This is a genomic window from Sphingomonas sp. URJC2, from assembly GCF_059803575.1.
In genome coordinates, this window is the sequence record NZ_JAPFGX010000006.1 from 42,265 (window position 1) to 63,401 (window position 21,137).

Consider the following 21,137-nt stretch of genomic DNA (forward strand, 5'->3'; position numbering starts at 1 on the left):
AGGCCGGCTCCGGACGGCCCTCGATCAGCCATACGGGCGACGCGGCCCGCCCGCATCCATCATTTTGCTTTGTCATGGCAGAAAGCCGTTTCGCATATGTTATGTTCGCGGGGCAGCGGTTCGGTACGAACGGCAAGGGCCGGTTGACGATAGCGCTGCACCGGGGCGGGAGGCCCTTTTGCCATGTCCAACAAGGTGAAGCGGATTGCGATGATGCTGGTCGGCACGGTCGGCCTGGCCGGGCCGGCGTATGCCCATGAGGCGGCGCATGCCGTGGTTGCGGGCAAGCATGACCATGTTCACGCCGCTGCCTGCGGTCACGCCGCCATCCAGCATGACGGCCACACCGATTACGTCCATGACGGGCATCTGCATCACATGCATGGCGACCATGCCGACGAGCATGGCAGCGCCCCGGCCAAGTGACGCGCGCGCACGCCGCACGCCGGCGCACGCCAGATACATGACGATGGGAGCGACCGATCCGGTTCAGCCGGATCGGCGACCCCCTGCACCAGCGTGGCTCAGCCGAACAGCAGCACGATCAGCGTCGCCCCGCCAATGGGTGCGACCAGCAACAGGACGAGATTGAGCGCAACCAGCGCCATCAGCCGCCGCTCACGCCCGCGGGTAAGGCGCGGGCCGGGCAGCGCGGGGCGTGGCGGCGGCCATGAGGCGGGCGGCGGATCGCCCCGGAAATCGACGAACATCGCCGCTCACACCTCCTGCTGCTGGCCAAGTTCGCGGTTCAGCCACAGCGCGGCGAGCGTGGCGACCGCCCCCGACAGCAGATAGGCCCCCGACGCCATCAGCCCGTAATTGGCCGAAATCCACAGCGCGGCGAGCGGGGCAAACCCCGCCCCGAACAGCCAGGCGAGATCGGAGGTCAGCGCCGATCCGGTGTAGCGCCGCGCCAGGGTGAAACGTGCGGACAGCGCCCCCGACGACTGGCCGAAAGCAAGGCCGAGCAGCACGAAGCCGACCAGCATGAACGCCGCCTCACCCGCCTCCCCGGCACCGAGCAGCTGGGGCGCGAAGCCGCTGAACGCGGCAATCGCCACCGCCGTCCCGGCAAGCACGTTGCGGCGGCCATAAAGATCGGCGAGCCGCCCCGACAGCATGATTGCGCCGACGCCGAGCGCGGCGGCTGCCGCCTCGATCAGCAGGAAGCGCACCGGCGACTCGCTGGTGAACAGAAACACCCAGCTGAGCGGATAGACGGTCACCATATGGAACATCGCAAAGCTGGCGAGCGGCGCGAAGGCACCGAGCACGATGACGCGCCATTCGTGCCGCACCGTTTCGGCCACCGGCGCGGGATGGAGCGTGCGGCGTTCGAACAGCCGCGCATAATCGGGCGTCACCACGATCCGCAGCCGCGCGAACAGCGCGACGACATTGATCGCAAAGGCGACGAAGAACGGATAGCGCCAGCCCCAGCCGAGAAAATCCTCCGCGGGCAGCGCCCAGATCAGGAACGCGAACAACAGGCTGGCGACGATCAGGCCAAGCGGCGCGCCCAGCTGCGGGATCATCGCATACCAGCCGCGCCGGTCGCGCGGGGCGTTGAGCGCCAGCAGCGAGGCCAGCCCGTCCCATGACCCGCCAAGCGCCACCCCCTGCCCCATGCGGAACAGCGCCAGCAGCAGCGCCGAGCCTGCGCCGATCGCCGCATGGCCGGGCAGAAAGGCGATGGCGGCGGTCGATCCGCCGAGCAGGAACAGGGCGACGGTCAGCTTGGCCCCGCGCCCATAAGCGCGGTCGATGGCGGTGAAGATCGCCGTGCCGACCGGCCGGGCGAGAAAGGCGAGCGCGAACACCGCGAACGAAGCGAGCGTGCCGGCAAGCGGGTCGAGAAAGGGAAAAACCAGCTTTGGAAACACCAGCACCGAGGCGATGGCATAGACGAAAAAGTCGAAAAACTCCGACGTGCGGCCAATAATCACCCCGATGGCGATTTCGCCGGGGGCGACGCCATGACCGTCGCTGTTGACCAGCCGCGCATCGCGCTCTGCATCGGTGGTGGAAATGGTGCTGCCGGTCATGATGTTGCTGGCCCTGTTGTCGCGGATAATGCTTATGCCCGTTTGACCCCCGTCAATGCATTGGACAAAATGTCCTATGTTCGCCGCGCCCCGACAGGCGTAGCTGGATGGCCATGAGCCTGCTTCACCGCCGCCGCTGGCCTCTGGCCTTCACGCCGGTTCTGCTGCCATTGCTTGGCGGCTGCAACATGGTCGTCCTCGATCCGGCGGGCGATGTCGCGCGCCAGCAGGGCAATCTGGTGCTGATCTCGACCGCGCTGATGCTGGTCATCATCGTGCCGGTGATGGCGGCGACGATCTGGTTCGCCTGGCGCTACCGTGCCTCGAACAGCACCGCGACCTACCGTCCCGACTGGGACCATTCGACCCAGCTTGAGCTGCTGATCTGGGCCGCGCCGCTGCTGATCATCATCTGCCTTGGCGCGCTGACCTGGGTCGGCACGCATCTGCTCGACCCCTATCGCCCGCTTGCCCGCACCGCGCCGGGCCGCCCGGTCACGGCCTCCGCCCGCCCGCTGGAGGTGCAGGTCGTCGCGCTCAACTGGAAATGGCTGTTCATCTATCCCGAACAGGGGATTGCCACCGTCAACGAACTGGCGGTGCCGACGGACCGGCCGATCCGCTTCCGCATCTCGTCGTCCTCGGTGATGAACAGCTTCTACATCCCAGCGCTCGCCGGGCAGATCTATGCGATGCCGGGCATGGAAACCAAGCTCAACGGCGTGTTCAACCAGACCGGGCGGTTCACCGGCTTTTCGGCCAATTATTCGGGCGCGGGATTTTCGAACATGCGCTTTGCCGTGCACAGCCTTGATCCGCGCGGGTTTGACCGCTGGGTCGCGCGCACCCGCGCCGGCGGGGCGTCGCTCGACCGCGCCGCCTATCTGAAGCTTGAGCGGCCGAGCGAGAAGGAGCCGGTGCGCCGCTATGCCGCGGTCGAGGCCGAGCTGTTCGACCGCATCGTCAATCTGTGCGCCGAGCCGGGCAAGATGTGCATGCACGACATGATGGCGCTAGACGCGCGCGGCGGCATGGGGCTGGCCGGGCTCTACAATGTCCGCGCGCTTGCCTACGACAAATTCGCCGCGCGCGGCACCGGCGACAGCGCGAGCGACCGCTATGTCGCCGAAGCCTGCGCCAACCCCGCGATGCTGGGCGCGAGCCTGGCGCGCGCCGAAGCTGCGCCGGTCAGCATGGCGCCGCTCACCGGTGCGGGACTGAGCCGGCCCGGCGCCGCGCCGATGACGCCGATCACCCTTTCCCGCCTCGCTTCCCCGGCTGACCGCGCCGTTCCGGCTGCGGACCGCCCGCTGTGACAGGATCTGCCGCCATGAGCGCCCTCTCCGTCCCCGAAACCTCGCCGCTGCTCGGCAAGCTGTCGCTGGCCGCGCTGCCGCACGATCCCATCGTGCTCGCCACCATGGTGGTCGTGGTGCTGGGCGGGCTGGGGCTGGTCGCCGGGATCACCCGCTACCGGCTCTGGGGCTATTTGTGGTCCGAATGGTTCACCACCGTCGATCACAAGAAGATCGGGATCATGTACATGATCCTCGGGCTGGTGATGTTCCTGCGCGGCTTTGCCGATGCGGTGATGATGCGGTTGCAGCAGGTGATGGCGTTCGGCGGCTCCGAAGGCTATCTGAACGCCCATCATTACGATCAGATCTTCACCGCGCACGGCGTGATCATGATCTTCTTCGTCGCGATGCCGTTCATCACCGGGCTGATGAACTATATCGTGCCGCTGCAGATCGGCGCGCGCGACGTGTCATTCCCGTTCCTCAACAATTTCAGCTTCTGGATGACGACGGCGGGGGCGGTGCTGGTGATGGCGTCGCTGTTCATCGGCGAGTTCGCGGCGACCGGCTGGCTCGCCTATCCGCCGCTGTCGGGCATCGCCTACAGCCCCAGCGTCGGCGTCGATTACTATATCTGGGCATTGCAGATCGCCGGGGTGGGCACGACGCTGTCGGGCATCAACCTGATCGTCACCATCCTGAAGCTGCGCGCGCCGGGCATGGGCCTGATGAAGATGCCGGTGTTCACCTGGACGTCACTGTGCGCCAACATCCTGATCGTCGCCAGCTTCCCGGTGCTGACCGCGGTGCTGACCCTGCTCGGCCTCGACCGTTATGCCGGCACCAACTTCTTCACCAACGACTTTGGCGGGTCGTCGATGATGTATGTGAACCTGATCTGGATCTGGGGCCATCCGGAGGTTTACATTCTGATCCTGCCGCTGTTCGGCGTGTTCAGCGAAGTCACCTCGACCTTTTCGGGCAAGAAGCTGTTCGGCTATACCTCGATGGTCTATGCCACGGTCGTCATCACGATCCTGAGCTATATCGTCTGGCTGCACCATTTCTTCACCATGGGATCGGGCGCGAGCGTCAACAGCTTTTTCGGCATCACCACGATGGTGATCTCGATCCCGACCGGGGCCAAGCTGTTCAACTGGCTGTTCACAATGTATCGCGGCCGCATCCGCTTCGAACTGCCGATGATGTGGACGGTCGCGTTCATGCTCACCTTTACCGTGGGCGGCATGACCGGGGTGCTGCTTGCCGTGCCGCCGGCCGATTTCGTGCTGCACAACTCGCTGTTCCTGATCGCGCATTTCCACAATGTCATCATCGGCGGGGTGCTGTTCGGCATCTTTGCGGCGATCAATTACTGGTGGCCCAAGGCGTTCGGCTTCCGGCTGGAAAAGCGCTGGGGCATTGTCAGCTTCTGGTGCTGGGTCACCGGCTTCTGGCTGGCCTTTGCGCCGCTCTATGTCCTCGGGCTGATGGGCGTCACGCGGCGGATGCGGGTGTTCGACGATCCCGATCTGCAGATCTGGTTCGCAATCGCCGCCATCGGCGCGGCGCTGATCGCGGTCGGCATCGCCGCGATGCTCGTCCAGTTCGCGGTCAGCATCTGGAAGCGCGACGAGCTGCGCGAGGCAAGCGGCGACAGCTGGGACGGGCGCACGCTCGAATGGGCGACGACCTCGCCGCCGCCCGCCTATAACTTCGCCTTCACCCCGCGCATCCATGCGCTCGATGCCTGGTACGACATGAAGGCGGCGGGCGCGCAGCATCCGGTCACCGGGTTCAAGGACATCCATATGCCGGCCAATACCGGCGCGGGCGTCATTCTGGCGGCGATCAGCACCGTCTGCGGTTTTGCGCTGGTCTGGCACATCTGGTGGCTTGCCGGTTTGAGCTTCGTGGCGCTGATCGGCACCGCGATCGCGCACAGCTTCAACTACAAGCGCGATTATCATATCCCGGCGGCCGAGGTCGCGGCGACCGAGGCATGGCGCACCGGCCAGCCGCATGTGGCAGGAGCCTGATCCGATGCACGCCGCCCCCATGACCGCCCCCGGCCAGCCGCGCGTCCATTACGAGCTGGACGAGCATCCCCATGCCGAGGGGCACAGCACGATGCTCGGCTTCTGGATCTATCTGATGAGCGACTGTCTCATCTTCGCGATCCTGTTCGCCTGCTATGCGGTGCTGGGCGGCAATCTGGCCGCCGGGCCGGGGCCGAAGGACCTGTTCGACCTGAAGCTGGTCGCGCTCAACACCGCGATGCTGCTGATGTCGTCGCTCACCTACGGCATGGCGATGATCGCGATGCAGCAGCGGCGGCTGGGCCAGACCCGGCTGTGGCTGGCGGTCACCGGCCTGTTCGGGGCGGCGTTCCTTGCCATCGAACTCTATGAGTTTGCGCATCTGATCCATCTGGGCGCGACGCCGCAGCGCAGCGCCTTTCTGTCGGCGTTTTTCACGCTGGTCGGCACGCACGGGCTGCACGTCACCTTCGGGCTGGTGTGGCTGGTGACGCTGTTCGTCCAGCTGGGCCGGCACGGGCTGATCGCCGCCAATCAGCGGCGCGTCGCCTGTCTCAGCCTGTTCTGGCATTTCCTTGACGTCATCTGGATCGGCGTCTTCACGTTTGTCTATCTGCTGGGGATGGTGCGATGAGCGCTGAACTGCACGGCGATCCGCATGGCGGCCATGGCGGGGCCGAAATTCCCCATGCCTCGATGCGCGATTACACGATCGGCTTTGCCCTGTCGGTGGCGCTGACCGCGATCCCGTTCGCACTGGTGATGACGGGGGCGCTGTCGGCCACCCTCACCGCCGTGCTGGTGATGGCGCTGGCGGTTGCCCAGATCATCGTCCACATGGTGTTCTTCCTGCACATGACCCCCAGGGCCGAAGGCGGCTGGACGATGACCTCGCTCATCTTCACGATCATCGTCGTGATGATCATGCTGGCGGGATCGCTGTGGGTGATGAGCCATCTGAACAGCAACATGATGCCGATGGCGCACGACACGGCCGCGATGCCGTGAGCGCGCGCCCGTCGGCCGCGCGCATCGTGCTGACCGGCGGGCTGCTGATCCTGATGCTCGCCGGCATTGCGCTTGGCGTCTGGCAGTTCAGACGCATGGCGTGGAAACAGGCGTTGATCGCGCAGGTCGAGGCACGGCTGCGCGCCCCGCCCGTCCCCGCCCCCGGCCCGGCGGACTGGGCCGCGATCAGCGCCGCGCGCGACGCCTATCGCCGTATCACCGTCACCGGCACGTTCCGGCATGACCGCGAGACGCTGGTGCAGGCGGTGACGCAGCGCGGCAGCGGCTATTGGGTGCTGACCCCGCTGGTCGGGCACGGCTTTACCGTGCTCGTCAATCGCGGCTTCGTGCCCGCCGCCGCGCGCGATCCGGCACAACGGCGCGCGGGCAATGGCGCGGGGCCGGTCAGCATCACCGGGCTGTTGCGGCTGAGCGAGCCGGGCGGCGGTTTTCTGCGCGCCAATGATCCGGCGCGCGACCGCTGGCATTCGCGCGACGTGGCCGCCATCGCCGCCGCACGGCGGCTGGGCCGGGCCGCGCCCTATTTCATCGATGCCGATGCGACGCCCAATCGCGGCGGGCTCCCGGTTGGCGGGCTGACGGTCGTGCGCTTTGCCGACAATCATCTCGTCTATGCGCTCACCTGGCTGGCGCTGGCGGCGGGGTGCGGGCTGGGCGCGGCTCTGCTATGGCGGCGCGGGTGAGCATCGCCGCCCCGGACCCCGCCGCTCCTCCAGAAGCCGCACCCCCGGATGCCGCGCCTGACGCGGGCCTCCGCAACATGGCGCTGCTCGTCCAGCTGCGCTGGCTGGCGGTGGGCGGGCAGCTGGCGACGATCCTGGTCGTGCACGGGCCGATGGGGATCAGGCTGCCGCTCGCGCCGCTGATCGGCACATTGCTGCTGCTGGTCGCGATCAATCTGATCAGCCTGCCGGCGCTGCGCCGCCGCCAGTCGGTGTCCGAGCCTGCGCTGCTTGCCGCTTTGCTGTTCGATGTCGGCGCGCTGACCTGGCAGCTGCATTTCACCGGCGGGCTCGCCAATCCGTTCGTCTGGCTGTTTCTGCTTCAGGTGGTGATCGGCGCGGTGCTGCTGCCCTCTGGCGCGTCCTGGGCGGTGGTGGGGGCAAGCCTGTTCGCGCTGTTCGTGCTGGCGGTCGATCCGGTGCCGCTCGAGCTGCCGCCGCCCTATGACGCGCAGCCGCTTGGCCTTTATCTTCAGGGCAGCATCGTCAGCTTCATCCTGATCGTGATCCTGCTGGTCGCGTTCGTCACCCGCATCGCCCGCAACCTCAAGGAACGCGACGCCGCGCTGGCCGCGATCCGCCAGCGCGCGGCGGAGGAGGATCACATCATCCGCATGGGGCTGCTCGCCTCGGGCGCGGCGCATGAGCTGGGGACGCCGCTCGCGACGCTGTCGGTGCTGGTCAATGACTGGCGGACATTGCCCGAGGTGCAGGACCAGCCGGCGCTTGCCGATGATATCGAGGACATGGAGGCCGCGATCCGGCGCTGCAAGACCATCGTCAGCGGCATCCTGATGTCGGCCGGCGAGGCGCGCGGCGAGGCGACCGAACGCACGACGCTGCGCGCCTTTCTGGCCGGCATCGTCGCTGAATGGCAGGGGGTGCGCGGGCTGCGCCGGCTGGAGCTGACCGACGATCTTGCCACCGACCTGCCGATCCTGTCGGACCCCGCGTTGCGCCAGGTGATCGGCACCGCGATCGACAATGCCGCCGAGGTGTCGCCCGACTGGGTCGGCCTGCACGCGACGCTCGCCGGCAGGGCGCTGGTGCTGAGCGTGACCGACCGGGGACCGGGCTTTCCCGCCGATCTGCTCGACGGGTTCGGCCGCCCCTATCGCTCGACCAAGGACCGGCCGGGGGCGGGGCTGGGGCTGTTCCTGCTGGTCAATGTGGTCAGGAAGCTGGGCGGCACCGCCGCGGGCACCAACCTGCCCGAAGGCGGCGCGCGGGTGACGATCCGGCTGCCGCTGGCGGCGCTGACCGTGCCCGACCGGGCGGGCGCATGAGCGCGCCGCCCCTTCTGCTGATCGTCGAGGACGATCCCGCCTTTGCCCGCACCCTTGCCCGCTCGTTCGAACGGCGCGGCTATCAGGTGGCGACCGCGACCGGGCATGACCAGCTGGCGGCCCTGCTCGCGACCGGGGCGCGCCCCAGCCATGCGGTCGTCGATCTGAAACTGGCCGGCGGCGCATCGGGGCTCGCCTGTGTCCAGACGCTGCGCCAGGCGCTGCCCGACGCGCGGATCGTCGTGCTCACCGGTTTCGCGAGCATCGCCACGGCGGTCGAGGCGATCAAGCTCGGCGCCGATCACTATCTCGCCAAGCCGTCCAACACCGACGATATCGAGGCGGCGTTCGCGCGCATCGGCGGCGATGTCGACGCCCCGGTCGATGGCCGCCAATCCTCGATCAAGACGGTCGAATGGGAACATATCCATCAGGTGCTGGTGGAAACCGAGTTCAACATCTCCGAGGCCGCCCGGCGGCTGGGGATGCACCGCCGCACGCTTGCCCGGAAGCTGGAGAAGCGCCAGCTGCGCTGAGCGCCCTCGCCGGCTCAGCGGCCCGGCGCGACCGCCCCGTCGGTCAGCGGCACCTCCGGCCGTTCACAAGCGGGCGCAAGCAGGCGCAGCAGCGGGCCGGTCAGCACCGTGCAGGCCAGCGCCATCAGGATCAGCGGCGCGAACAGCGCCTCGCCGATCACGCCGCGTTCGACCAGGATGGTCGCGACCAGCACCTCCATCAGCCCCTTGGTCTGGAGCGCGACGCCCAGCGCCAGCCCCTCGCGCCGGGGCAGGCCGGCGATCCGCGCGGCCAGCGCGACCCCGGCCACCTTGGCAATCACCGCCGCAAGCGTGAGCGTCAGCACCAGCGCGATCAGCGCGGGCGACAGCAGATCGGCGGTGATGCGCAGCCCCGTCGCCATGAAGAAAAACGGCATCAGCAGATACAGCGACGGCCATTCGATCCGCGCGCGCATGTCCGCGCGCAGCCGGGCGGGCATCATCATGCCGGCGGCAAACGCGCCGATCACCGCGCCCAGCCCGATCATGTCGGCAAGCGCCGCCGACAGCGCGGCAAAACCGGCCCCGACGATCAGCGGCGCGCTGCCATCGCCCCGCCCCGCCAGCCAGCCAAGGCCGCGCCCCGCCGCCCATAGCAGCAGGGCGTAAGCGGGCAGCCACAGCAATGCCGCCGCCTGCCCCCCGCCGCCCGTCCCGCCAACGCCCGCACCGCCGGCCAGCATCAGGATCGCGGCGACGCAGAGCCACATGCCGGCATCGGTGACCGCCGCAAGGCCGAGCGCACGCTGGCCAAAGCCGGTGCCGATCAGCCCCAGCTCATCAAGCAGCGCCGCCAGCACCGGCAGCGCGGTGACCGCCAGCAACAGCGCGATGGCCGCCGCATAAAGGCCGAATGGCGTTCCCGCCGGCAATGTATCGGGCCAGACCCGCGCCAGCGGCACGGCCAGCGCGAACCCGGCGGCCAGCGGCACAAGGAAGGATCCGGCCGCCATCAGCGCCAGACCCCGGCTGCGTCGCAGCATCAGGCTGTCGAGATGCATCGCGGTCGCAAAGGCATAGAATACCACGCCAAGCTGCGCGACCGTGCCGATCGCCGCCGTCGCGCCGGGCGGGAAGATCGCCCCCTGCACCGCGGGCGCGATCCGGCCGAGGATCGCCGGGCCGAGCAGCACGCCGGTCACGATCTGCAGCACCGCGAGCGGCACGATCCGCGCCAGACCGAACAGCCGCCACAACAGCCATGGCCCGGCGATCAGCAACGCCGCCTGGACAAGCAGCTGGGCAGCGGCGCTCATTGGGCGGCGGTCCGCCGCGCGAACAGGCCGAACCCCGCAATCGCGCCATAGCACAGCGCCGGCACCAGCAGCGCCGCCCTGAGCCCGGCCAGATCGGCGACATGGCCGGTGAGCGGCGGGATCAGCGCCCCGCCGACGATCATCACGCAGATCAGGCCCGATCCGTCCGCCGCCCGCGGCCCCAGCCCGGCGCAGGCAAGGCTGAAAATGGTCGGGAACATGATCGCGTTGCACAGGCCGATGGCAAGCAGCGCATAGCCGGACAGCGCACCCTGCGCCGCTGCCGCGACGGCCAGCAAGGCGATCGCCCCCGCCGCGACCCCCGCCAGCATCGCTCCCGGAGCAATGCGGCGCATCAGCGCGGCTCCGGCGAACCGGCCGATCAGCGCGCCGCCCCAGTAAAGCGGCACATGCTGCCCCGCCGCGCGCTCGCCAAGGCCCAGCACATCGGCCTGCATCAGGTAGTTGACGATCACCGATCCGATCGCGACCTCCGCCCCCACATAGAGAAAGATCGCCATCGCCCCGAGGCCGAAGCGCGGCCGGGCGAGCAGATCGATCCCCGCCGGCAGCCGGTTCTTCCGTGCGGCAGCCCCGGCATCGGCGATGGCCGCGCCGTCCGCGCCATTGCCCGCCAGCCGGTCGCGCCGCCGCCAGACGAGGAGCGCGACGAGCAGGATCACCGCCGCCAGCCCCAGATAGGTGCGCACGATCATCTGCGTTTCCGCCGCGCGATAGGCGATCAGCGCATGGCCGGCGAGCCGCGCCGGATCGACCGTCGCCAGCGATCCCAGGATCAGCGATGCGCCGAGCAGCGGGAAGACGGTGGTGCCAAGCGCGTTGAACGCCTGCGCAAAGGTCAGCCGGCTGGGCGTCGAACGCGCCGGGCCGAGCAGCGAGATCAGCGGATTGGCGACCACCTGCACGGTCGTGATGCCGCTTGCGAGCACGAACAGCGCTGCGAGGAACAGCGCGAACCGGCCCGACAGCGATGCGGGGATGAACAACAGGCACCCGGCCATCATCGTCACCAGCCCAAGCGCTGCGGCACGCAGATAGCCGATGCGCCGGACGAGCGCGGCAGCAGGCAGCGAGACGACGAAATAGGCGGCGAAAAACGCCGACTGGACGAGCATCGCCTCGGCATAGCTGAGCGTGAACAGCTCTTTGAGCTTGGGGATCAGTACGTCGTTGAGGCTGGTGATCCCGCCAAAGATGAAGAACAGCGCGAACACGAACAGCCTCAGGTCCGGCGCATCGACGCCGCGCGCGCCGGCCCCGGTGTCGGGCACCTCCATCCGTGCCGTCATCGCTGCGCCCGCCATTCCCCGTCCTTCCCGGCCGCCCCGGCCATCTGCGCCAGACATGCATTCTGGTCGCCAAAGTTGCGCGCCGCGCGGCGCAGAAAATCATCCACCGCATCCAACCGCGCGGCAAGGGCGGGCGGCGGCGCGGCCCGCGCCGGCCCGGCAAAGGCGCCATAGCCGGCAAGCAGGCAATACCAGGACATGGGCGCATAGATGCCGCCAATGCCCAGCCGCTCGATCACCGCGCCCAGATCGGCCCCTGCCGACCAGGCCGCCAGCAGCGCATCGAGTTCGGCCGACAGGCCGGTCAGCGCCGCCGCCTCGCGCCAATAGGGCGTGTCGCGGCGGCCGTTCATCCGGTAATGGCAGACGATGTAATCGCGGATGCCATCGATGCGCGCGGCGATGCGGCGGTTGAACGCGGCCCGGTGCTGCGCGGTGAAGCCGCCGGCCTCGAACGCCTGGATAAACCCTTCGACCGTCGCCTGCACGATATGCAGCGCCGTCGCCTCCAGCGGCTCGACAAAGCCCTGCGCAAGGCCGATGACAAGGCAGTTTGCCGTCCAGCTGTCGGCCAGCCGCCCGACCCGCATCGTCAGCTGGCGCGCGGGCGGCGCATCGGCCCCGTCCAGCCCGAGATGGGCGCGCAGCTCCGCCTCGGCGGCATCGGCGTCGAGATGGCGCGACGAATAGACATAACCATGGCCGGTGCGGTGCTGGAGCGGGATCGCCCAGGCCCAGCCGGCGGACAGGGCGGTGGCGCGGGTCTGCGTCTCCGGGCCATCGGGCGCGACCGGGCCGGGCAGCACCACCGCGCGGTCGTTAAACAGCAGATCGGCAAAGGATCGGAACGGCACCTTGAGCGCATCGCCGGCGAGCAGCGCGCGAAAGCCGCTGGCGTCGATGAACAGATCGGCGGCAAGCGGCGCATCATCGGCCAGCACCAGCCGGGCGATCCGCCCGTCCTCCACCTCCGCGCCGCGGACATTGCGCGCAACATGGCGCACGCCGAGCCTGTCGACCGCATGTTCGGCCAGCACCCGGCCGATCAGCGCGGAGTCGAAATGATAGCCATAGCCCGGCTGAAACGGGAAATTCTCGTGCGGATGCGGTGCCTTGCGCTCGGCGGCGAGCCGGGCCGACAGGAAGAACCGGTCCGGATGGGCGGGCACGTCAAGCCCCTGTTGACGGGCCTGGCACAGGTCGAAGAACAGGGGCGCGCTGTGCAGGTCGAGCGGCCCGGCAAAGGGGTGGAAATAGCTGGCATGCCCCGGCCGGTCGGACCAGCCGTCGAACCGGATGCCATGCTTGAACGTGGCCCGGCAGCGCGGCATCCAGTCCGCCTCGGCAATGCCGAGCGTGTCGAACAGCGCCTTGAGCTGCGGGGTCGATCCCTCCCCCACCCCGATGATGCCGATCGCCGGATCCTCGATCACCGTCACCGCCGCGCCGGGCCAGCGCCGGGCGATCAGGCAGGCCGCCATCCACCCGGCCGTGCCGCCGCCCAGCACGGCGATGTGCAGCCCGGGCGGCACTTCGCCGATCTGGGCAGCGGGGCCGGTCATCGCCGGGCCGCGACCGGGCGGATCAGCACCGCATAGCCGCCGCCCGGGGCCATCGGGATCGACAGCGTGTCGCCGCGCCTGACGGTGCGGGTTTCGACGATCATCCGGTGGCGGCTGTCCATATCGGCAGCGGGGCCGGCGGCTGCGTCGCGGTGGATCACCGCCTGATAGCCGCGCCCGGCATCGAGGAAGTCGAGCGTCACCGGCACCGTCCGCGCGCTGCCGTCGGTCACCGCGCCCAGCGCCCAGTCATCGCCGCCGCGCGCCTTGCGGGCGATGGTCACATGCTCGCCGATCGCGCCCGACAGCACGCGCGTCTCCTCCCAGTCGGTCGGCACGGCGCGGATGAACGCCAGCGCCGCGGGCGCGCGGGCATAGGCCTCGGGCGTGTCGGCGGCCATCTGCAGCGGCGAATAGAGCACGACATACAGCGCCAGCTGCTTGGCAAGGGTCGACAGGATCGCGCTGCCATCCTGCCCGGTCAGGCTGACGATGCCCGGCGTAAAGTCCATCGGCCCTTCGAGCATGCGGGTGAACACCAGCGCCGCTTCATGCCCCGGCGGGTTCTTGCCGCCCCAGGCGTTATATTCCATCCCGCGCGATCCCTCGCGCGCCAGCCAGTTGGGATAGGTGCGGTGCAGGCCCGTGCCCTTTACCGGTTCATGCGCGTCGATCGCCACAAGGTGGCGGGCCGCCGCCTCCAGAACGCGCAGATGATGGCCGACCATCCACTGGCCCTCATGCCATTCGCGCAGCACCCGGCCATCGGCCAGCCGGCGTTCGATCTGCCCGGCATCGGTGACATAGCCGGTCTTGACCACCGCCTCGCCATGACGGGCGGCAAAGGCGAAGGCGCGGTCGAGCTGGTCCTCATAATGGCTGACCGCGCCACCGGTCTCGTGATGGCCGATCAGCCGCACCCCGCGCCGCCGCGCATGGGCGGCCATCGCCGCCAGATCGAAATCCTCGGTCGGGCGGGTGAAATCCATCGCATTGCCATTGCCGAACCAGTCGCCGTCCCAGCCGATGTTCCAGCCTTCGACAAGGACGCCGTCAAAGCCGTTCGCGGCGGCGAAATCGATATAGCGGCGGACATTGGCGGTGGTGGCACCGTGGCGCGGGCCGCGCGCCCAGCTCCATTCGCCCTTGATCATGTTCCACCACACGCCGACGAACTTGCCCGGCCGGATCCAGCCGGTGTCGGCGATGCGCGACGGCGCGTTCAGGTTGAGCATCAAATGGCTCATATACAGGCCGGGCGCATCGTCGGCGATGATCAGCGTCCGCCACGGCGTCGCCCAGGGGCCGGTGCGGACGACCTTCGCCCCTTCGGCCGCCGGGGTCAGCACCGCGCGAAAGCCGGTGCCGCCGGTGCGCATCACCGCCATGCCGGCATAATCGACCAGCGCCGCCTCGTGCAGCGCGACATGGGTGCCATCGGCCAGCCGCACCGACAGCGGCGTCGCCGCGGTGCCGACCGCATCGAGCGGCGTGCGCTCGTACAGATATTCCTCGCGGTTCCACAGAAAGGCGGGCTTCCACCAGGCGGTGCCGGGCTGGGCGAAGTTGAACTCGGTCAGTTCCTCGGCGATCCGTGTGTCGCCAAGGCCCCGCTGGGCAGGCATTTCATAACGCAGGCCCAGCCCGTCATCCTGCACGCGGATCACCAGATCAATCACCCGGCCCGGCGCGCCCGCCTCGCGCATCCGCACGCGCAACTCGTTGTGATGGCTGCGGATCCGCCGCCATTCGCCCCAGGGCTGTTCCCAGCTTTCGTCGCGGGTGGTGCGCCCGGCATCGGTCAGCACCAGCCCGCGCTCGAACTTGCGCTGATCGGAAAACAGGAACCCCAGCCGCGACGGGGCGATGATCGCCGCCCCGCCCCGGCGGACGGCATAGCTTGCCCGCCCCTCATTGTCGGTATCGACCACGACCTCGATCCGCCCGTCGGGCGAGGTGACGCTGAGCGGCGCGGCCAGCAGCGCGGACGGCGCGGCGGCCAGCAGCATCGCCGCCAGCAGCCGGCGCAGCATTGGGCGCGCGCTCATCCGCCGATCACCATCGCCGCATGCGGGCCAAGCCGCCCCGGCGCGGCATCACCGACGCCGATCAGCACCGGGCCGGGCGGCGTGTCGACCAGCACCGGATCGTCGCTCAGGTTGAACAGGCAGGTCAGCCGCGCCGTTTCGTGCCGCCGCGCGATGACCAGCACCCGCTCATCGGCGCGCAGCACCTCCAGATCGCCCCAGCGCAGCGCCGGCTGCGCGGCACGGAAGCGGATCAGCCGCCGGGCGAGGTTGAGCAATGATCCGGGATCGGCATCCTGCCGGTCGACCGCCAGCGGGGCGTGATCCGGCCCCAGCGGCAGCCAGGGCCGCGCGGTCGAAAAGCCCAGCCCCGGCGCCTCCGCCGCCCAGGGCATCGGCGTGCGCGCCCCGTCGCGCGACAGGGTCAGCGGCCAGTTGGCGATCGCTTCGGGGTCGCGCAGATCGGCAAAGCCGATCTCGACCTGGGTCAGGCCCAGTTCCTCGCCCTGATACAGGATCGGGTTGCCGCGCAGGCACATCAGCAGCAGCAGCGCCAGCCGCGCAAACCCCTCCCGCCCCTCGGGCGCGACCCAGCGCGAGATGCAGCGCGGCGCATCATGGTTGGAAAACGCCCAGCTCGGCCAGCCCAGCCCCGGCCTATCGGGCCAGCGGGAAACGGCGTCGGCCACCAGCGTCGGGGTCAGCCGGTCGGCATAGAGGAAATCGAAGCTGTAGGCGGAGTTCAGCCGCCGGTCGCCGGCGGTGAACGCCTTCATCTCGGGATCGGGATCGGGGCCGCCGACCTCGGCGACGGTGAACCGGTCCGGATAATCGTCGATCACCGCGCGCAGCCGCTCGATAAAGGCGGGGATGTCGGCATGGCTCTGATTGTGCAGATGCTGCTGGAAATCGAACGGCCGGGTGCGCGGCCGGCCGTGATCGGGCGCGGGCGGATTGTCGGTCAGCGCCGGGTCATGCATCGTGAAGTTGAGCGCATCGAGCCGGAAGCCGTCGACACCCCGGTCGAGCCAGAAGCGCGCGACCCCCAGCAGCGCCGCCTGCACTTCGGGATTGTGGCAGTTGAGATCGGGCTGCGACGACAGGAAATTGTGCAGATAATATTGGCCGCGCCGCGCATCCCAGGTCCATGCCGGGCCGCCGAACACCGACTGCCAGTTCGACGGCGGCGTGCCATCGGGCCGGGGATCGGCCCAGACATACCAGTCCGCCTTGTCGGCATCGCGGCCGGAACGGCTGTCGGCGAACCAGCGATGCTGGTCGGAAGTGTGCGAATAGACCTGGTCGATAATGACCTTCAGCCCCAGCCGGTGGGCGCGGGCGACCAGCGCGTCGAAATCGGCCAGCGTGCCGAAGATCGGATCGACATCGCAGTAATCGGCAACGTCATAGCCGAAATCGCGCATCGGCGAGCGGAAGAAGGGCGACAGCCAGATCGCATCCACCCCCAGCCGCGCGACATGATCGAGCCGCGCGGTGATGCCGGGCAGATCGCCGATCCCGTCGCCGTTCGAATCCGCAAAGCTGCGCGGATAGATCTGGTAGATGGTCGCGCCGCGCCACCAGGGCTGGCCGGTCGCAGGCAGGATGATGGGGGATGTCGACATCAGGGGCCCTCAGCCGCGCAGATCACGGATCCGAGCGGCGCGATGGTGAGCAGGATGCTGCCCGGCCGCGCGGCGGCCGCCGGACAGTCGCCGAGCAGCGGGGTGAAACGGGCGGACCGGGTCTCGACCGCGACCGCTGCGGTCAGCGGGCGGGTGGCGGTGTTGAACGCGATCACATATTCGCGCCCGGTGTCGGGATCGAAGCGGGAGACGGCGAACAGACCGGGGCCATTGTCTTCGGCATGGCGCAGCTGCTGCGCGCCGCGGCGAAGCGCCGGATGCGCCGCGCGCAGCCGGGCGAGCGCGGCAATGTCGCGGTAGAGCGGATGGCCGGGGTCGAAGCCGCCATCGCCGACCAGCCGGTCGGTGCCCAGCCGCGCCTCGCGCGCCTGGGCGGCCACCCGGGTCGGGAACATGGCGGCGCGCGCATCCTGATCGCCGCCGGTGCCGACATAGCCCTGTTCGTCGCCGGCATAGATGGTCGGCACGCCGCGCAGGGTGAGCAGCATCCGGTGGCCGAGCAGCGTGCGCCGGTACAGCTCGTCCGCCGCAGCACCCGGATTGGCGCGGGCGACGAACCAGCCGAACCGGCCGATATCGTGATTGCCCAGAAAGGTCGGCAGCGCGCGCGCCGCCGCCGCCCCGCCTTCATAGAGCGGATCGCCGAAGAACAGCCGCGCCAGCCGCGCGGTCGGCCGGCCTTCGGCCACGGTTTCGGCAATCGCGGTCTGGAACGCGAAATCGAGCACCGACGGCAGGCCATCGACGCGGGTGTGGCGCGCGCTGCGCCCCGGATCGACCTCGCCAAACGCGATCTCGCCGAAAATGTGGAAGTTCGGAATGCCGCGCGCTGCCGCGCGTGCGCGCATCGCCGGCACGAACGCGGCCCAGAATTCGGGGTTCACATGCTGGGCGGTGTCGATGCGGAAGCCGTCGATGCCGAACCGGTCGATCCAGCTGCCGTAAATCTCGATCATCCCGGCGACGACGCGCGGATGCTCGGTCATCAGATCGTCGAGACCGGCAAAATCGCCCATGGTCGAGCTTTCGCCCTGAAAGGTCGAGTTGCCGCGATTGTGATAGAGGCGCGGATCGTTGAGCCAGCCGGGCTGCTTCACCCGCTCCTCGCCCGCCGGCACATAGGGGGTATAGGCGTAGCCGGGATCGGTCAGCCGGGCGAAGTTTTCGGCGGTGCGGACATGATCGCCGGCAAAGCCCGGATTGATCGCCGGGCCGGCCAGCCCGCCTTTTGCCTGATAGGGATAATCGGCGCGCGACCGATAGGCGCAGGGCGCGCATTCGCGGTACAGGATCACATCGGCCGTGTGATTGGCGATGATGTCCATATAGACCTTCATGCCGCGCCGGTGCGCGGCGTCGATCAGCGCGCGAAACTCCGCCTCGGTGCCGAAATGCGGATCGACGGTGGTGAAATCGGTCACCCAATAGCCGTGATAGCCGGCGCTCTCGGCTCCCTTCGGCCCTTGCACCGGCTTGTTGCGGAACACCGGTCCCAGCCAGATCGCCGTCGCGCCCAGCCCCTGAATATAATCGAGCCGCGCCGTCAGCCCGCGCAGATCGCCGCCCTGGAAAAAGCCCTTGTGCGCGGGATCGAAGCCCGTGACCTCGCGCGGGCCGGACAGGCCACCCCTGTCATTGGCGGGATCGCCATTTTCGAACCGGTCGGGGAGCAGGAAATAGATCAGCTCGTCCTCGGGCGGGCGGGCGCGCAGCCGGGCGAGCGGATCGGCGTCCGCCGCCCCCGCGCCGGAACCGAGCAGCGCCAGCGCCGCGCGCACCGGCAGCCGCTCGCCGGGCGCATCGATCAGCCGGGCAAGCCCCGGCGACAGGATCACGCCGTCCGCGCCGCCGCTCCATGCCAGCGGCTGGATCTGGCGCGGCTGCACGCGCACGCCCAGCCGCTCGGCATGGCGGGCGGCAAACAGCAGCGCCTGCGCCAGCTCCGCCTCGCCGAACGGGCTGGCCAGATAATGGGTCGCCCCGGCGGCATGGATTTCGCCCAGCCGCTCGACATCGGTGCGCGACACCAGCACGAGCAGGGCGGCGGCATTGGCCTGCACCGGATCGGCGAGCGCGCGCACCGAAGCCAGCCCGTCGTCGAACGCGCCGCGCGCATCGACAATGGCGATCTGCGCGCCCGACTGGAGAAAACGGCGTTCGGCGTCGAGCGCGCGGCGCGCCGCAATCGCCCGCCATCCCGCGCGATCGGCGGCGGCGGCCAGTTCGTCGCGGTGGCGAAAGGACAGCAGGAACAGCGCCGTTCCCGAGGCGGACGGCAGCTCCGCTTCGCCCAAGCCTGTCATCGCGCCCCCTTTCGTGAGCGCGGATAGTAACAGGTTGTGCGCGTTCGCCAATGGGTTGCCGCAGCGCAATGCGCTGCTCGGGCGCCAATGGGTTGCCGCAGCGCAATGCGCTGCTCGGGCGCCAATGGGTTGCCGCAGCGCAATGCGCTGCCCAGCCCCCAACGGCTTGCCGCAACGCGATGCGCTGCCTAGGTTGCGCGCGCGATGGCGACGTCCCCGTTATGAACGCCCCGGCGGCTCCGGGGGCGCTGAGCGACCGGCATGATCCGGCGCTGGTCGACGGCTTTGGCCGGCGGATCGACTATGTCCGCCTGTCGGTCACCGACCGCTGCGATTTCCGCTGCCGTTACTGCATGGGCGAGGATATGCGCTTCATGCCGCGCAGCCGGCTGATGCCGCCCGAGATGATCGAGGCGATGGCCGCGCACATGGTCCGGCGCGGCATCCGGCGCATCCGCCTGACCGGGGGCGAGCCGCTGGTGCGCGGCGACCTGCCCGATCTGGCGGCACGGCTCGGCCGGCTGCTGGGTGCGGGGCTGGAGGAGCTGACGCTCACCACCAATGGCGCGCGGCTGGCGGGCCTTGCGGCACGGCTGGCCGATGCCGGCATCCGCCGGGTCAATGTCAGCCTCGACACGCTCGATCCCGGCCGGTTCGCGGCGATTGCCCGCCGCGATGCCTTTACCGACGTGCTGGCCGGCATCGCCGCCGCGCGCGAGGCTGGCATGCAGGTCAAGATCAACATGGTCGCGCTTGCCGGCATCAATGACGACGAATTTCCGGCCATGGCGCGCTGGTGCGGCGCGCACGGTCATGACCTGTCGATCATCGAGACGATGCCGCTGGGCGATGTCGCAGAGGATCGCAGCGGGCGCTTCCTTGCCGCCGGCGACGCGCGGGCGCAGATTGCGCGCACGGTCGATCTGGTGCCCAGCCGCCACCGCACCGCCGGGCCGTCGCGCTATTTCGACGCGCCGCAGCTGGGCATCCGCATCGGCTTCATCTCGCCGCTCACCGACAATTTCTGCGCGACCTGCAACCGGGTGCGGGTGACGGCGGAAGGCCGGCTCTATCTCTGCCTCGGGCGCGACGACAGCGTCGATCTGCGTGCCGCCTGGGAAGCGGGCGGCGCGGCGGGCATCGATGCCGCGCTCGACACCGCCATGCGGATCAAGCCGCGCGCGCATGATTTCGACATCGAACGCCCGGCCGTCGCCCGGCACATGAGTGTCACGGGGGGATGATGACGAAACGCGCCCTGCTCGCTGCCCCGGTCGACGTGGCGCAGGAGGCCGAGCGCGAGCTGCGCGCCCATTATGACTGGGTGCCGCTCGACGAGGCCGAAATGGTCGTCGCGCTGGGCGGCGACGGCTTCATGCTGCAAACGCTGCACGCGATGCTCGAGCGGCGGCGCATCCTGCCCGTCTATGGGATGAATCGCGGCACGGTCGGCTTTCTGATGAACAATTGGAGCGTGGAACGCCTCGACGAGCGGCTGGCCCGCGCCAAAAGGTTCGATGTCTCGCCGCTCAAGATGGAGGCGGAGACGATCGACGGGCTGCGGGTCGAGCTGCCGGCGATCAACGAGGTGTCGCTGCTGCGCGAAACGCGCCAGACTGCGAAGCTGGAAGTCAGGGTCAAGGGGCGGGTCGTGCTCGACGAGCTGGTGTGCGACGGCGTGCTGGTCGCCACCCCGGCCGGCTCCACCGCCTATAACCTGTCCGCCAACGGCCCGATCCTGCCGCTTGGCTGCGGGCTCAATGCGCTGACCCCGATCAGCCCGTTCCGCCCGCGGCGCTGGCGCGGGGCGATCCTGCCCGAATCGATGCCGGTCAGGTTCCGCGTGCTCGATGCGGTGAAGCGCCCTGTCTCCGCCGTGGCCGACCAGCGCGAGGTGCGCGACGTTGCCGTGGTCAATGTCACCATCGACCGCGCCTTCACGCTCAGCCTGATGTTCGACCCCGAACATGCGCTCGACGAGCGGATCGCGATGGAACAGTTCGTCGTCTGAGCGCCCGCGTGCAAATCATTGCAGCGCGGGGGTTGCAAAGCCCGAA

18 protein-coding genes are annotated in these 21,137 nt (G+C 69.2%); 10 read left to right on the plus strand and 8 right to left on the minus strand.

All coding sequences use genetic code 11. From position 1 onward, the window contains the following. The first annotated feature begins 183 nt into the window (after nt 1–183). Nucleotides 184–426, plus strand: coding sequence for a hypothetical protein (locus OPU66_RS04400; protein ID WP_498552388.1), 243 nt, complete (start codon nt 184–186; stop codon nt 424–426). Between the two features lie 98 nt (nt 427–524). Here OPU66_RS04400 and OPU66_RS04405 read toward each other — a convergent pair whose 3' ends face one another. Further along, the gene (locus OPU66_RS04405) at nt 525–710 is read right to left on the minus strand and encodes a hypothetical protein (RefSeq protein ID WP_498552389.1); all 186 of its coding nucleotides are present in this window, start codon (nt 708–710) and stop codon (nt 525–527) included. Nucleotides 711–716: 6 nt separating this feature from the next. Continuing rightward, the gene (locus OPU66_RS04410) at nt 717–2,045 is read right to left on the minus strand and encodes an MFS transporter (RefSeq protein WP_498552390.1); all 1,329 of its coding nucleotides are present in this window, start codon (nt 2,043–2,045) and stop codon (nt 717–719) included. A 113-nt stretch (nt 2,046–2,158) separates the two neighbouring features. On the opposite strand from OPU66_RS04410, the gene cyoA reads away from it, so the two are divergent. The 7 genes from cyoA to OPU66_RS04445 are packed head-to-tail and all read left to right on the plus strand — an operon-like array spanning nt 2,159 to nt 8,955. Then, nucleotides 2,159–3,361 (plus strand): ubiquinol oxidase subunit II, encoded by a 1,203-nt coding sequence (gene cyoA, locus OPU66_RS04415; RefSeq protein ID WP_498552391.1) that lies wholly within the window; start codon nt 2,159–2,161, stop codon nt 3,359–3,361. A 14-nt stretch (nt 3,362–3,375) separates the two neighbouring features. Further along, entirely contained in the window at nt 3,376–5,382 is a 2,007-nt protein-coding gene (cyoB, locus tag OPU66_RS04420; RefSeq protein WP_498552392.1) for a cytochrome o ubiquinol oxidase subunit I, read from the plus strand. Between the two features lie 19 nt (nt 5,383–5,401). Continuing rightward, a complete protein-coding gene (gene cyoC, locus OPU66_RS04425) occupies nt 5,402–6,016 on the plus strand; it encodes a cytochrome o ubiquinol oxidase subunit III (protein ID WP_498552431.1) in 615 nt (204 codons plus the stop codon). Next, a complete protein-coding gene (gene cyoD / locus OPU66_RS04430; protein WP_498552393.1) occupies nt 6,013–6,390 on the plus strand; it encodes a cytochrome o ubiquinol oxidase subunit IV in 378 nt (125 codons plus the stop codon). Before cyoC ends, cyoD begins: the two co-directional genes overlap by 4 nt. 53 nt (nt 6,391–6,443) lie before the next feature. After that, nucleotides 6,444–7,094 carry an SURF1 family protein gene (locus OPU66_RS04435; protein WP_498552432.1) on the plus strand — a complete coding sequence of 217 codons (651 nt, stop codon included), beginning with the start codon at nt 6,444–6,446 and terminating at the stop codon, nt 7,092–7,094. Then, on the plus strand, nt 7,091–8,419 hold the full coding sequence (locus OPU66_RS04440) for an ATP-binding protein (protein WP_498552394.1): 1,329 nt from the start codon (nt 7,091–7,093) through the stop codon (nt 8,417–8,419). Before OPU66_RS04435 ends, OPU66_RS04440 begins: the two co-directional genes overlap by 4 nt. Continuing rightward, nucleotides 8,416–8,955, plus strand: coding sequence for a response regulator transcription factor (locus tag OPU66_RS04445; protein ID WP_498552395.1), 540 nt, complete (start codon nt 8,416–8,418; stop codon nt 8,953–8,955). The genes OPU66_RS04440 and OPU66_RS04445 overlap by 4 nt, the downstream gene beginning before the upstream one ends. A 14-nt stretch (nt 8,956–8,969) precedes the next feature. Here OPU66_RS04445 and OPU66_RS04450 read toward each other — a convergent pair whose 3' ends face one another. Genes OPU66_RS04450 through OPU66_RS04475 form a run of 6 tightly spaced genes read right to left on the minus strand, consistent with a single transcriptional unit; the run spans nt 8,970 to nt 18,555 of the window. Next, complete coding sequence (locus tag OPU66_RS04450) at nt 8,970–10,232, minus strand: cation:proton antiporter (RefSeq protein ID WP_498552396.1); 1,263 nt, start codon at nt 10,230–10,232, stop codon at nt 8,970–8,972. Further along, nucleotides 10,229–11,557, minus strand: a complete 1,329-nt coding sequence (locus OPU66_RS04455; protein WP_498552397.1) for a sugar MFS transporter — start codon at nt 11,555–11,557, stop codon at nt 10,229–10,231. Before OPU66_RS04455 ends, OPU66_RS04450 begins: the two co-directional genes overlap by 4 nt. Then, a complete protein-coding gene (locus OPU66_RS04460; RefSeq protein ID WP_498552398.1) occupies nt 11,539–13,104 on the minus strand; it encodes a tryptophan halogenase family protein in 1,566 nt (521 codons plus the stop codon). Before OPU66_RS04460 ends, OPU66_RS04455 begins: the two co-directional genes overlap by 19 nt. Further along, a complete protein-coding gene (locus OPU66_RS04465; protein ID WP_498552399.1) occupies nt 13,101–15,152 on the minus strand; it encodes a glycoside hydrolase family 97 protein in 2,052 nt (683 codons plus the stop codon). The genes OPU66_RS04460 and OPU66_RS04465 overlap by 4 nt, the downstream gene beginning before the upstream one ends. Further along, on the minus strand, nt 15,149–16,756 hold the full coding sequence (locus OPU66_RS04470) for an alpha-amylase family glycosyl hydrolase (RefSeq protein WP_498552400.1): 1,608 nt from the start codon (nt 16,754–16,756) through the stop codon (nt 15,149–15,151). Before OPU66_RS04470 ends, OPU66_RS04465 begins: the two co-directional genes overlap by 4 nt. Further along, nucleotides 16,756–18,555, minus strand: coding sequence for an alpha-amylase family glycosyl hydrolase (locus OPU66_RS04475; RefSeq protein WP_498552433.1), 1,800 nt, complete (start codon nt 18,553–18,555; stop codon nt 16,756–16,758). Before OPU66_RS04475 ends, OPU66_RS04470 begins: the two co-directional genes overlap by 1 nt. A 746-nt stretch (nt 18,556–19,301) precedes the next feature. Here OPU66_RS04475 and moaA point away from each other — a divergent pair. Together moaA and OPU66_RS04485 are read left to right on the plus strand one after the other, a co-directional pair. Next, nucleotides 19,302–20,324: a GTP 3',8-cyclase MoaA gene (gene moaA / locus OPU66_RS04480; protein ID WP_498552401.1), complete on the plus strand. Its 1,023-nt coding sequence runs from the start codon at nt 19,302–19,304 to the stop codon at nt 20,322–20,324. Next, on the plus strand, nt 20,321–21,091 hold the full coding sequence (locus OPU66_RS04485) for an NAD kinase (RefSeq protein WP_498552402.1): 771 nt from the start codon (nt 20,321–20,323) through the stop codon (nt 21,089–21,091). The genes moaA and OPU66_RS04485 overlap by 4 nt, the downstream gene beginning before the upstream one ends. Nucleotides 21,092–21,137: the final 46 nt, after the last annotated feature.